Source organism: Saccharopolyspora pogona (genome assembly GCF_014697215.1).
Classification (GTDB): domain Bacteria; phylum Actinomycetota; class Actinomycetes; order Mycobacteriales; family Pseudonocardiaceae; genus Saccharopolyspora; species Saccharopolyspora hattusasensis.
Genome location: NZ_CP031142.1, coordinates 3616197 through 3630370, shown reverse-complemented (window position 1 = coordinate 3630370; position 14174 = coordinate 3616197). Strand labels below are relative to the sequence as shown.

Sequence of the window (14174 nt, the reverse complement as noted above, 5' to 3'; positions counted from 1 at the left end):
TGGCTCTGCGGGGATTCATGGGGAAAATTTGCGCTGGCTGTTCGCCTCCTGGCCGGATGGTTATTAGTTGTTACCGCCGCATGCGGCGGTAACCGCGAATTAACTGACGGCTAGTTTGCCTTCTTTTCTCTCTGTGTGTCTGCTCGGTGAAGAAAATTTCGAGAAGGTGAACGTTGCAGGGATCAGGCATACCGGTGTTGCCAGGTGGCGTGCCAACATCGCAGCAGGTCGGGCAGATGTATGACCTGGTCACCCCGTTGCTGAATTCGGTCGCGGGCGGCCCCTGCGCCATCCACCACGGCTACTGGGAGAACGACGGGCGGACTTCCTGGCAGCAGGCCGCCGACCGGCTCACCGATCTTGTCGCCGAACGGACCGCGCTCGATGGCGGCAATCGACTGCTGGATGTGGGGTGCGGCACCGGACAACCAGCGCTGCGCGTCGCGCGCGACAACGCGATCCGGATCACCGGCATCACGGTCAGCCAGGTGCAAGCTGCCATCGCCGTTGATTGCGCCCGCGAACGCGGACTAAGCCACCAGGTGGACTTCTCGTGCGTCGACGCCATGTCCCTGCCGTACCCGGACAATGCGTTCGACGCTGCCTGGGCCATCCAGTCGCTGTTGGAGATGTCGGAACCGGACCGTGCCATCCGGGAAATCGTTCGAGTGCTCAAACCCGGTGGCATCCTCGGAGTCACCGAGGTCGTCAAACGAGAAATAGGCAGCGGGATCCCGGTGTCCTGGGACATGTGGCCGACCGGCCTCCGGATCTGCCTGGCTGAGCAACTTCTGGAATCGCTGTGTGCAGCGGGTTTCGAAATCCTCGCTTGTGACGACGTGTCGTCGCGGACCCGGTACTTCATGCCGCAGTTCGCCGAAGCGCTCGCTGCGCACCAGCACGGGATCGCGGAAAGGTACGGGCCGGCTGTCGCCGACTGGGCCGCCGCGGTCTGCGATTACGAGAAATACGCCGACGACATGGGCTATGCGATTTTGACGGCGCGGAAGCCGGTCGGCTGAAGGTGTGCCGCAACTCGATGATATGCAGGCGCTCCGGAATCGCCGGTGGAGGCGCCGGAAGACGCCGAACTTGCTGATGGTGTGTCCAGGAATCGGAGGGGCAGTACCGAATGAGCGAAGCCGGGAACCTGATCGCCGTCGTCGGATTCTCCTGCCGCCTACCCCAGGCACCTGACCCGGCTTCTTTCTGGCGGTTGCTGCGCACCGGAACGGACGCCATCACCACCGTCCCGGAAGGGCGGTGGGGCGACCCGTTGCCCGGCCGGGATGCGCCCAAGGGCCCGGAATGGGGCGGCTTCCTGGCTGATGTCGACTGCTTCGATCCCGAGTTCTTCGGGATCTCGCCGCGAGAAGCGGCCGCCATGGACCCCCAGCAGAGGCTGGCTCTGGAGCTCGCCTGGGAGGCTCTCGAAGACGCCGGTATCCCCGCCGGCGAGCTGCGCGGCACTGCCGCGGGGGTGTTCATGGGGGCGATCTCTGACGACTACGCCGCCCTGCTTCGCAAGAGCCCGCCGGAAGTGGCTGCGCAGTACCGTCTCACCGGCACCCATCGAAGTCTGATCGCCAACCGCGTGTCCTACGTGCTCGGCCTGCGCGGGCCAAGCCTGACGGTGGATTCAGGTCAGTCCTCGTCCCTGGTCGGCGTGCATCTCGCCAGCGAGAGCCTGCGACGTGGCGAGTGCGCGATCGCTCTCGCCGGCGGCGTGAACCTCAACCTGGCTGCCGAGAGCAACAGAGCCCTGATGGACTTCGGCGCGCTCTCCCCGGACGGTCGCTGCTTCACCTTCGATGCGCGGGCGAACGGTTACGTCCGCGGCGAAGGCGGCGGCCTCGTCGTGCTGAAGAAGGCCGATCAGGCTCGCGCCGATGGCGACCGGATCTACTGCCTCATCCGCGGCAGCGCGGTCAACAACGACGGGGGCGGTGCTGGGCTCACGGCTCCGGCGGCAGACGCCCAGGCGGAGTTGCTGCGACAGGCATACCGGAACGCGGGTGTCGACCCGGCCGCCGTGCAGTACGTCGAGCTCCACGGCAGCGCGACCAGAGTCGGGGACCCCGTCGAAGCAGCAGCCCTCGGATCTGTCCTGGGTGTGGCAAGACGGCCCGGCGACAAGCTGCGTGTGGGGTCGGCGAAGACCAACGTCGGCCATCTGGAAGCAGCGGCGGGCGTCACCGGGTTGCTGAAGACCGCACTCAGCATCTGGCACCGCGAACTGCCGCCGAGTCTTCACTTCACCGCCCCCAACCCGGAAATCCCGCTGGACGAACTGAATCTACGCGTCCAGCGTGATCTGCGGCCGTGGCCGGAGAGCGAGGGCCCGCTGCTGGCCGGCGTCAGCGCCTTCGGAATGGGAGGCACGAACTGCCACCTGGTGCTCTCCGATTCGTCCCAGGTGGAGCGAAGGCGTAGTGGACCCGCTGAGGCGACCATGCCTTGGGTCTTGTCGGCCAGAACACCGGTCGCATTGCGTGCGCAGGCGGCGCGCTTGCACACGCACCTCAATACTGCCGGTCAAAGTCCATTGGACGTCGGCTACTCACTGGCGACCACTCGATCCGCGCTACCGCACCGAGCCGCGCTGGTCGCGGACGACGTACCGAAACTGCTCGCCGGGTTGAAGGCCCTCGCTGACGGCGACGACGCGCCCACGCTGTGCACGGGCACGACTTCCGGCGAGCGGGCAACAGTCTTCGTCTTTCCCGGACAGGGCAGCCAGTGGATCGGGATGGGTAGGCAGCTGCTCCAAACCTCCGAGGTTTTCGCGGCGTCCATGGCGGACTGCGCGGATGCGTTGGCGCCGCACCTGGATTGGTCCCTGCTGGATGTGCTGCGTAACGCGGCCGGCGCTTCGCAGCTTGATCGCGACGATGTCGTCCAGCCCGCACTGTTCGCCGTCATGGTCTCGCTGGCAGAGCTCTGGCGTTCGTGGGGCGTGCGTCCGGAGGCGGTCGTCGGGCACTCGCAGGGGGAGATCGCGGCGGCCTGCGTCGCCGGGGCCCTCTCCGTCCGCGATGCCGCAAGGGTAGTGGCGGTGCGCAGCAGGCTTCTGGCGGCGCTGGCGGGCAGAGGCGCGATGGCGTCGTTGCAGCATCCCGTTGAAGAGGTGCGACAAATCCTGTTGCCATGGCGCGATCGGATCGGCGTGGCGGGGGTGAACGGACCGTCGTCGACTCTGGTGTCGGGGGACCGGGAGGCGATGGCGGAACTGCTGGCCGAGTGCGCGCGCCGAGAGCTCCGGATGCGCCGGATTCCAGTTGAATACGCCTCCCATTCGCCGCACATCGAGGATGTCCGCGACGAGCTGCTGGCGCTGTTGGCGTCGATCGAACCCAGGACAGGGAACATCCCGGTCTATTCGACGACGACCGGGGAACTGCTGGACCGGCCGATGGACGCCGACTACTGGTACCGCAACCTTCGTCAACCGGTGCTGTTCGAAGCGGCGGTCGAGGCCCTGTTGAAGCGGGGGCACAACGCATTCATCGAGATCAGCCCGCACCCGGTGCTGACTGCGAGCATCCAGGAAACCGCCGCGCGAGCGGGGCGGGAGGTAGTGGCGCTCGGGACACTCCGCCGCGGCGAAGGTGGCCTGCGGCAGGCGCTGACGTCGCTGGCCAAAGCACACGTCCACGGAGTGGCCGCGAACTGGCACGCGGTCTTCGCCGGCACCGGGGCGCAGCGGGTCGACCTGCCGACGTACGCCTTTCAACGACAGCGCTACTGGCTGGACACGAAACCTTCCGACCTCGCCATGCCCGAGGGCGATGTGTCGACAGCGTTGCGGGAAAAACTGCGCTCCTCGCCGGGGGCGGACGTGGACTCAGCGACCCTCACAATTATCCGGGCACAGGCAGCCGTGGTACTCGGCCACTCCGATCCGAAAGAGATGGACTCGGATCGGACATTCAAAGACCTGGGCTTCGATTCCTCGACCGTGGTCGAGCTGTGCGACCGCCTCAACGCCGCCACCGGACTGCGCCTCGCGCCGAGCGTGGTTTTCGACTGTCCGACGCCCTACAAGCTCGCCCGCCAGGTACGGACGTTGTTGTTGGACGAGCCAGTCCCCACGACGTCACCCCGAACGGAGACCGAAGCGGACGAGCCTATCGCCGTGATCGGGATGGGCTGTCGGTTTCCGGGTGGCGTGTCCTCGCCCGAGGAGTTGTGGCAGCTGGTCGCTGCTGGACGGGACGTCGTGTCAGAGTTCCCGGCTGACCGAGGTTGGGACCCGGAGCGTGCGGGGACTTCGCACGTGCGCGCCGGCGGATTCCTGCATGGCGCCACGGATTTCGATCCCGGGTTCTTCGGGATTTCCCCGCGCGAGGCGTTGGCGATGGATCCGCAGCAGCGCTTGCTGCTGGAAATCGCCTGGGAGGCGATCGAACGAGGCGGGATCAACCCGCAGACCCTGCACGGAAGTCAAACCGGCGTCTTCGTCGGCGCAACCTCCCTGGATTACGGGCCACGCCTGCACGAAGCGTCCGACGAGGCGGCCGGCTACGTGCTCACCGGCAGCACCACGAGTGTGGCGTCGGGTCGGGTTGCGTATTCGTTTGGTCTTGAGGGTCCTGCGGTGACGGTGGATACGGCGTGTTCATCGTCGTTGGTGGCGTTGCATCTGGCGTGCCAGTCGTTGCGTTCGGGTGAGTGTGATTTGGCGTTGGCCGGTGGTGTGACGGTGATGGCCACGCCGGGGATGTTCGTGGAGTTTTCGCGTCAGCGGGGCTTGGCACCCGACGGTCGCTGCAAGTCGTTCGCGGAGGCCGCGGATGGCACCGGCTGGTCCGAGGGTGCCGGCCTGGTTCTACTGGAGCGGTTGTCGGATGCCCGGCGGAATGGGCATGACGTTTTGGCGGTGGTTCGTGGCAGCGCGGTTAACCAGGACGGCGCGTCGAACGGACTGACTGCTCCGAATGGCCCGTCGCAGCGGCGGGTGATCACCCAAGCACTCGCCAACGCGAAGTTGTCGGTGTCCGATGTGGACGCAGTGGAGGCGCACGGGACGGGCACCCGGCTTGGTGATCCGATCGAGGCGCAGGCGCTGATCGCCACTTACGGGCAGGGACGGGGTCCGGAACGGCCGTTGTGGTTGGGGTCGGTCAAGTCCAACATCGGTCATACGCAAGCGGCGGCCGGTGTTGCCGGTGTCATCAAGATGGTCATGGCGATGCGGTATGGGGAGCTGCCCGCCACGTTGCACGTGGACGAGCCCTCCTCGCAGGTGGACTGGTCTGCTGGGATGGTTCAGGTTCTGACCGAGCACGTGCCTTGGCCCGACAACAGCCGTCCTCGTCGGGTGGGGGTGTCGTCGTTCGGGATCAGCGGCACCAATGCGCACGTCATCCTCGAACAGTCTCCGACAGCGTCAAGTGAGTTCGTGGAGCACAGCGGACCTGATTCGGAATCTGCTGTGGATGTTCCGGTGGTTCCGTGGGTGGTGTCGGGCAAAACGCCGGAAGCGCTCAGTGCTCAGGCGGACAACTTGGTGTCCTATCTGGATGATCGCCCTAATGTTTCCGCGCTGAATGTGGCATATTCGCTGGCTTCCGAACGAGCCGCACTGGATGAGCGGGCGGTGGTGCTGGGGGCGGATCGTGAAGCGTTGTTGTCTGGACTGAAAGCACTGGCTGCCGGTCACGAGGATCCTGGTGTGGCGTCGGGATCCCTGGTTTCTGGTGGGGTTGGGTTTGTGTTCTCCGGTCAGGGTGGTCAGTGGTCGGGGATGGGCCGGGGGCTTTACCGGGCGTTTCCGGTGTTCGCTGCTGCCTTTGACGAAGCTTGTGCCGAACTGGATGCACATCTGGGCCAGGAAGTGGGGGTTCGGGATGTGGCGTTCGGTTCCGATGCGCAGTTGCTGGAGCGGACGTTGTGGGCGCAGTCGGGTTTGTTCGCGCTGCAGGTAGGTTTGCTGAGGCTGTTGGGTTCATGGGGTGTTCGGCCGGGTGCGGTGCTGGGGCATTCGGTGGGCGAGTTGGCAGCGGCGCACGCGGCGGGTGTGTTGTCGTTGCCGGATGCAGCTCGGTTGGTGGCGGGTCGTGCCCGGTTGATGCAGGCGATGCCGGATGGCGGTGGCATGCTCGCGGTGGCTACAAGTGAGACCCAGGTCGAACCTATGCTGGATGGAGTGCGGGACCGGATCGGGATCGCGGCGATCAACGCTCCGGAATCGGTCGTGCTCTCCGGTGACCGCGAACTACTCGCCGAAGTCGCTGATCAGCTGAACGATCAAGGGTGCCGGACACGATGGTTGCAGGTGTCTCACGCTTTCCATTCGTATCGGATGGAACCGATGCTCGACGAGTTCGCCCAGATCGCAGGCAGCGTGGATTTCCGGCGTTGCGAACTGCCTATCATCTCGACCCTGACAGGAAACCTCGATGACGTCGGCGTGATGGCTACGCCGGAGTATTGGGTGCGTCAGGTGCGTGAGCCCGTCCGCTTCGCCGATGGTGTCCAGTCGCTCGTCGAGCAAGATGTGGCTACTGTTGTCGAGCTTGGCCCTGATGCGATTCTGTCGGCTCTGATTCCTGATTGTCATTCCTGGGGTGATCAGACTGTGCCGATTCCGTTGCTGCGCAAGGACCGCGCTGAACCCGAAACTGTGGTCGCCGCGGTGGCGCGGGCGCACACGCGTGGTGTTCAGGTCGATTGGTCGGCGTTTTTCGCTGGTACCGGGGCTGGGCGGGTCGAGTTGCCGACGTATGCCTTCCAGCGGCAGCGGTATTGGCTGGAGTCATCGGTTTCCGGTGATGTGACAGGTATCGGTCTGGCTGGGGCGGAGCATCCGTTGCTGGGGGCCGTGGTTGTGTTGGCCGACGGTGATGGGATGGTGTTGACCGGTCGGTTGTCGGTGGGGACGCATCGGTGGCTGGCCGAGCATCGTGTGCTGGGGGAGGTCGTGGTTCCCGGCACGGCTATCCTGGAGATGGTCTTGCATGCGGGGGCGCGGGTTGGTTGTGGCCGGGTGGAGGAGCTCACCCTGGAAGCACCGCTGGTGGTGCCCGAACGCGATGCCATCGAAATCCAGCTGCTGGTGAACGCGCCCGACGACAAGGGTCGGCGGTCCGTGTCGCTGCATTCCCGCCCGGCCGGTGGGTCTGGGGGTGGGGGTTGGACGCGGCACGCCACGGGCGAACTCGTCGTCGCCGGCACGGGTGGTGGGGCGGTTACTGGTTGGTCGACTGAGGGTGCCGAGCCGGTTGCTCTCGGTGAGTTTTATGTCGTTCAGGCGGGGAACGGGTTCGAGTATGGGCCGTTGTTCCAGGGGCTTCGGGCGGCGTGGCGTCGTGGTGGCGAGGTTCTCGCGGAGGTCGCCCTGCCGGCAGCGGCTGGTGCGATGGCGGGGTTCTTGATCAATCCGGCGTTGCTGGATGCCGCCTTGCAGGCGTCCGCGCTGGGTGACCGTCCGGCGGAGGGTGGTGCGTGGCTGCCGTTCTCTTTTACCGGGGTAGAACTTTCCGGTCAGGGTGGGACGATCAGCAGGGCACGGGTGGAGTCTACGCGACCCGATGCGGTGTCGGTGGCTGTGATGGATGAGGGTGGGCGGTTGCTCGCCTCGATCGATTCTCTCCGGTTGCGGCCGGTGTCGTCGGTGCGGTTGGCGAATCGGGACGTTGTCGGTGACGCGCTGTTCGAGGTGACTTGGGAGCCGGTGGCGACGCGGTCGACGGTATCGGGTCGCTGGGCGTTGCTTGGTGATGCTGTCGGCGGCATGGCCGGTCTCATTGGGCTCGCACCAGGTTCCGTCGATCGTTGTGCGGGTCTGGCTGAGCTCGCGGGGAACCTTGATTCCGGTGCGCTGGTTGCTGATGTCGTGGTTTATTGCGCCGGTGAACAGGCGGATCCCGACGCCGGCGTGGCGGCACTCGCGGAGACCCGGGAGATGCTGGCCCTGGTCCAGTCGTGGTTGGCCGAGGAGCGGTTGGCCGGGTCACGTCTGGTGGTGGTGACGTGTGGCGCGGTGACGACGGCTGCGGGTGACGGCGCATCAAAGCTGGCGCATGCGCCGTTGTGGGGGTTGTTGCGTTCAGCGCAGTCGGAGAACCCGGGCCGGTTTGTGCTGGTCGATGTGGACGGTACCGCCGAGTCGTGGCGCGCGTTGCCGAGTGCGGTGGGGTCGATGCAACCGCAGTTGGCCGTGCGTAAGGGTGTGGTGACAGTGCCGCGTGTGGCGTCGGTTCCGGGGCCGGTCGAGGTGCCCGCGGTGGTGGCCGGTCCCGACCGGACGGTGCTGATTTCCGGTGGCACGGGTCTGTTGGGTGGCGTGGTGGCACGCCACCTGGTGGCCGAGCGCGGTGTTCGTCGAGTGGTGTTGACGGGCCGTCGTGGCTGGGATGCTCCCGGAATCACCGAGTTGGTGGGTGAGCTGGAGGGTTTCGGTGCGGTGGTCGATGTGGTGGCGTGCGACGTTGCGGATCGTGCTGGTCTGGAGGGGTTGCTGGCGGCGGTCCCGGCGGAGTTTCCGCTGTGTGGTGTGGTGCATGCCGCGGGTGTGCTGGCTGACGGGGTGATCGAGTCGTTGACACCGGAGGACGTGGGGGCGGTGTTCGGTCCGAAGGCGGCGGGGGCGTGGAACCTGCACGAGCTGACTCGGGATATGGACTTGTCGTTTTTCGCGTTGTTCTCCTCGCTGTCCGGGGTGACCGGCGCCGCGGGTCAGGGTAATTATGCGGCGGCGAACACGTTCCTGGACGCATTGGCGCATTACCGGCGGGCGCAGGGATTGCCTGCGGTGTCGTTGGCGTGGGGCTTGTGGGAGCAGTCGAGCGGGATGACCGGGCGGCTCAGTGATGTCGACCGGAGCAGGATCGCCCGCTCCAGTCCACCGTTGTCCACCAAGGATGGTTTGCGGCTGTTCGATGCCGGGCTGGCGTTGGATCGGGCAGCGGTGGTTCCGGCGAGGTTGGACAGGGCCTTCCTGGCCGAGCAGGCCCGGTCGGGAACGCTACCCGCGATGCTGACGGCACTGGTACCTACCATCACCTCTATCAGGCGCAGTAGTGGCACCGACCTCGCGGACGAGGACGCCTTGCTTGGGGTGGTGCGGGAGCACGCCGCGAGGGTGCTGGGGTATTCGGGTGCGGCCGAGGTCGGGGTCGAGCGTGCTTTCCGGGATCTGGGCTTTGATTCGTTGTCTGGTGTGGAGTTGCGTAATCGGCTGGCCGGGGTGCTGGGAGCCCGGCTGCCGGCAACCGCCGTATTCGACTACCCGACGCCGCGGGCGTTGGCCCGGTTCCTGCACCAGGAACTGGCAGGCGAGGTCGGGACGACGCCGGCGCCGGTGACGACCACGACCGCGAGCGTCGAAGACGATCTCGTCGCGATAGTCGGGATGGGGTGTCGTTATCCGGGTGGGGTGTCCTCACCGGAGGAGCTTTGGCGTTTGGTGGCCGGGGGCGTGGATGCGGTCGCGGACTTCCCGGACGATCGCGGCTGGGATCTGGCCGGATTGTTCGATCCAGATCCCGATCGTTTCGGGACTTCGTATGTGCGTGAGGGCGGGTTCCTGCGGGACGCGGCGGAGTTCGATGCCGCGTTTTTCGGGATTTCTCCGCGTGAGGCACTGGCGATGGACCCGCAGCAACGGTTGCTGCTGGAGCTGTCCTGGGAGGCCGTTGAACGCGCTGGGATCGATCCGGGGTCGCTGCGCGGGAGCCGGACGGGTGTGTTCGCGGGGCTGATGTATCACGACTACGCCGGACGGTTCGCGGCCGGAGTGCCGGAGGGCTTCGAAGGCTATCTCGGTAATGGCAGCGCGGGCAGTGTGGCCTCGGGCCGGGTCGCGTATTCGTTCGGTTTCGAGGGTCCTGCGGTGACGGTGGACACGGCGTGTTCGTCATCGCTGGTGGCGTTGCACCTGGCAGGTCAATCACTGCGTTCCGGTGAGTGTGATCTCGCCCTTGCCGGTGGCGTGACGGTGATGGCCACCCCGGCGACGTTTGTGGAGTTCTCCCGTCAGCGGGGTCTGGCACCGGATGGGCGCTGCAAGTCGTTCGCGGAGGCCGCGGACGGGACCGGCTGGGGCGAGGGTGCTGGCCTAGTGCTGTTGGAGAGGTTGTCGGATGCCCGTCGTAATGGGCATCGGGTGTTGGCGGTGGTTCGTGGGTCGGCGGTGAATCAGGACGGCGCGTCAAACGGACTGACCGCGCCGAATGGTCCCTCGCAGCAAAGGGTGATCACCCAAGCACTCACGAGTGCGGGGTTGTCCGTGTCCGATGTGGATGCTGTGGAGGCGCACGGGACCGGGACCAGGCTTGGTGATCCGATCGAGGCACAGGCATTGATCGCCACCTATGGCCGTGATCGTGATCCTGACCGGCCGTTGTGGTTGGGGTCGATGAAGTCCAACATCGGTCACACACAGGCAGCGGCGGGTGTTGCCGGTGTGATCAAGATGGTGATGGCGATGCGCCACGGGGAGCTGCCGCGCACATTGCACGTCGGCGAGCCCACGTCGGAGGTGGATTGGTCGGCAGGTTCGGTCCAGCTCCTCACGGAGAACACGCCCTGGCCCGACAGCGGCCATCCTCGTCGGGCGGGAGTGTCGTCGTTCGGGATCAGCGGCACCAACGCACACGTCATCCTCGAACAGTCTCCGACAGCGTCAAGTGAGTTCGTGGAGCACAGCGGACCTGATTCGGAATCTGCTGTGAATGTCCCTGTGGTTCCGTGGGTGGTGTCGGGCAAAACACCCGAAGCGCTCAGTGCTCAGGCGGACACCTTGGTGTCCTATCTGGACGATCGATCTGATGTCTCCTCGCGGGATGTTGGGTATTCGCTGGCGATGACGCGTTCGGCGCTGGATGAGCGGGCGGTGGTGCTGGGGTCGGACCGTGAAACGTTGTTGTCCGGGTTGAAAGCACTGGCTGCCGGTCATGAGGCCACTGGGGTGGTTACGGGATCTGTGGGTTCTGGCGGCCGGCCCGGTTTTGTGTTCGCCGGTCAGGGTGGTCAGTGGTTGGGGATGGGCCGGGGGCTTTACCGGGCGTTTCCGGTGTTCGCTGATGCCTTTGACGAAGCTTGTGCCGGACTGGATGCGCATCTGGGGCAGAAAGTGGGGGTTCGGGATGTGGTGTTCGGTTCCGACGCGCAGTTGCTCGATCGGACGTTGTGGGCGCAGTCGGGTTTGTTCGCGTTGCAGGTTGGTTTGCTGAAGTTGTTGGGTTCGTGGGGTGTTCGGCCTGTTGTAGTGCTGGGCCATTCGGTCGGGGAGCTAGCAGCGGCGTTCGCCGCCGGTGTGCTGTCGATGGCGGAGGCGGCTCGGTTGGTGGCCGGTCGTGCCCGGTTGATGCAGGCGTTGCCGTCTGGCGGTGCCATGCTCGCGGTGGCGACAAGTGAGACCCAGGTCGAACCTTTGCTGGATGGAGTGCGAGACCGGATCGATATCGCGGCGATCAACGCTCCGGAATCGATCGTGCTCTCCGGTGACCGCGAACTACTCACCGAAGCCGCTGATCAGCTGCACGATCAAGGGTGCCGGACACGGTGGTTGCAGGTGTCACACGCCTTCCATTCGCCCCAGATGGATCCGATGCTGGACGAGTTCGCCGACATCGCACGAACCGTGGATTTCCGGGGTTCCGAACTGCCGGTCGTGTCGACGCTGACTGGTGCGCTCGATGACAGCGGCCTGATGGCTACACCAGAGTATTGGGTGCGTCAGGTGCGAGAGCCCGTCCGCTTCGCCGACGGGGTTCGGGCGCTCGTCGAGCACGATGTGGCCACTGTTGTCGAGCTCGGCCCGGACGGGGCGTTGTCAGCGCTGATCCAGGAATGTGCAGCCGAATTCGATCAGTCCAGAAGGGTGGCCGCGGTTCCGGCGATGCGCCGGAGCCAGGACGAGGCGCAGAAGGTGATGACGGCCCTGGCGCAGGTCCATGTGCGTGGTGGTGCGGTGGACTGGCGGTCAGTTTTCGCTGGTACGGGGTCGAAGCAGGTCGAGCTGCCGACGTATGCCTTCCAACGACAGCGGTACTGGCTGAATGCGGTGCATGAATCTTCTGCCGGCGACATGGGTCGGCGTATTGAAACGGAATTCTGGAGCGCTGTCGAGCACGAAGATGTGACATCGCTTGCAAACATATTGGGTATTGTGGACGACGGCGCTGCCGTGGATTCCTTGCGAAACGCCCTTCCGGTGTTGGCCGGCTGGCAGAGAACCCGTAATGACGAGTCGATTATGGATCGGCAGTGTTACCGAATCGGCTGGAGGCAGGTAGCCGGACTCCCGCCAAGGGGAACCGTCTTCGGCACTTGGCTGGTCTTCGCACCCCATGGCTGGTCCGGCGAACCGCAGGTGGCGAACTGCGTTGCGGCATTGCGGGCAAGCGGTGCCTCGGTGGTGTTGGTGGAAGCTGATCCCGACCCGGTCGTCTTCGGCGACCGGGTACGGACCCTGTGTTCGGACTCTCCGGATCTTGTTGGCGTTTTGTCAATGCTGTGCTTGGAAGAATCGGCGATTCCGGGATTTTCTGCGGTGTCACGGGGTTTTGCGTTGACCGTGGAGTTGGTGCGGGCTTTGGCGGCCGCTGGTGCGGATGCCCGGTTGTGGTTGCTGACGTGTGGTGGCGTGTCGGTGGGGGATGTACCGGTTCGTCCAGAGCAGGCATTGGTGTGGGGGTTGGGGCGTGTTGCGGGGTTGGAGCATCCGGACTGGTGGGGCGGCTTGATCGATATTCCGGTCTTGTTCGACGAAGATGCTCAAGAGCGCTTGTCGATTGTGCTGGCAGGTCTCGGTGAGGAAGAGGTCGCGATCCGTTCTGACGGCGTGTTCGCACGTCGGTTGGTACGCCATGGTGTCTCGGCTGGTGTGAAGAAGGCGTGGCGCCCCCGGGGATCTGTACTGGTGACGGGCGGCACGGGTGGTTTGGGGGCGCACGCTGCTCGCTGGTTGGCCGACGCCGGAGCCGAACATGTGGTGATGGTGAGTCGACGCGGAGAGCAGGCACCGAGTGCGGAGAAATTGCGGACGGAACTGGAGGATCTGGGTACTCGGGTGTCGATCCTGTCATGCGATGTGACCGATCGCGAAGCACTGGCCGAAGTGTTGAAAGCCCTTCCGGCTGAATATCCATTGACTGCGGTAGTGCATACGGCAGGCGTGATCGAGACTGGTGATGCGGCGTCAATGAGCTTGGCTGATTTCGATGACGTGTTGTCCGCAAAGGTGGCTGGTGCCGCGAATCTGGATGCCTTGCTGGCCGATGTGGAATTGGACGCGTTCGTCTTGTTCTCATCGGTGTCGGGAGTTTGGGGCGCTGGGGGACAGGGGGCTTACGCGGCGGCGAATGCCTATCTGGATGCGCTGGCGGAAGAGCGTCGGTCGCGAGGGTTGGTCGCGACCGCGGTGGCGTGGGGGCCGTGGGCCGGCGAGGGGATGGCCGCCGGCGAAACAGGAGACCAGCTGCGTCGATACGGCCTTTCCCCAATGGGTCCGCAGTACGCCATCGCCGGAATTCGGCGGGCAGTGGAACAGGACGAAATTTCCCTGGTAGTGGCCGACGTCGATTGGGCACGTTTCAGCGCGGGATTCCTGGCGGCTAGGCCGCGGCCACTGCTGAACGAACTGACCGAGGTCAAGGAACTCCTCGTCAATGCTCAGTCCGAGGTGGGAGTCGTTGCCGAGGCGTCGGTGGCATGGCGGCAGCGATTGGCCGCAGCACCGAGGCCGGCACAGGAACAGCTGATCCTGGAGCTGGTACGCGGCGAAACGGCTCTGGTACTGGGACATCCCGGAGCAGAGGCCGTTGCACCGGAACGAGCTTTCAAGGACAGCGGATTCGACTCGCAGGCCGCGGTCGAACTCCGCGTTCGGCTCAATCGAGCCACCGGCCTCCAGTTGCCATCGACAATTATCTTCAGCCATCCCACGCCTGCAGAACTGGCTGCGGAGCTGCGGGCGAGGCTCCTCCCCGAGTCCGCAGGAGTAGACATTTCCGAGGAGGACGAGGCGCGAATCAGAGCGGCACTGACGTCGATCCCGTTCGCGGCCTTGCGCGAGGCAGACTTGGTGAATCGCCTGCTCGCCCTTGCCGGACACCCAGTCGACTCCGGCAGCTCCCCGGACGATGCGGTCGCGACCTCGATCGATGCGATGGATGTAGCCGACCTCGTCGAAGCAGCGCTGGGCGAACGCGAGTCCTGAGACCGCA

2 protein-coding genes are annotated in these 14174 nt (G+C 65.4%); both read left to right on the top strand.

Annotated features, from left to right (window positions below):
* Window positions 1–209: 209 nt before the first annotated feature.
* Window positions 210–1022, top strand: a complete 813-nt coding sequence (locus tag DL519_RS16235) for an SAM-dependent methyltransferase (protein ID WP_190816006.1) — start codon at window positions 210–212, stop codon at window positions 1020–1022.
* A gap of 110 nt (window positions 1023–1132) precedes the next feature.
* Entirely contained in the window at window positions 1133–14167 is a 13035-nt protein-coding gene (locus DL519_RS16230) for a type I polyketide synthase (protein WP_190816004.1), read from the top strand.
* The last annotated feature ends 7 nt before the right edge of the window (window positions 14168–14174 follow it).

What these genes read in the sequence shown, in the direction of transcription:
- DL519_RS16230 (WP_190816004.1), top strand. Translation starts at nt 1,133, where the DNA reads ATGAGCGAAGCCGGGAACCTGATCGCCGTCGTCGGATTCTCCTGCCGC.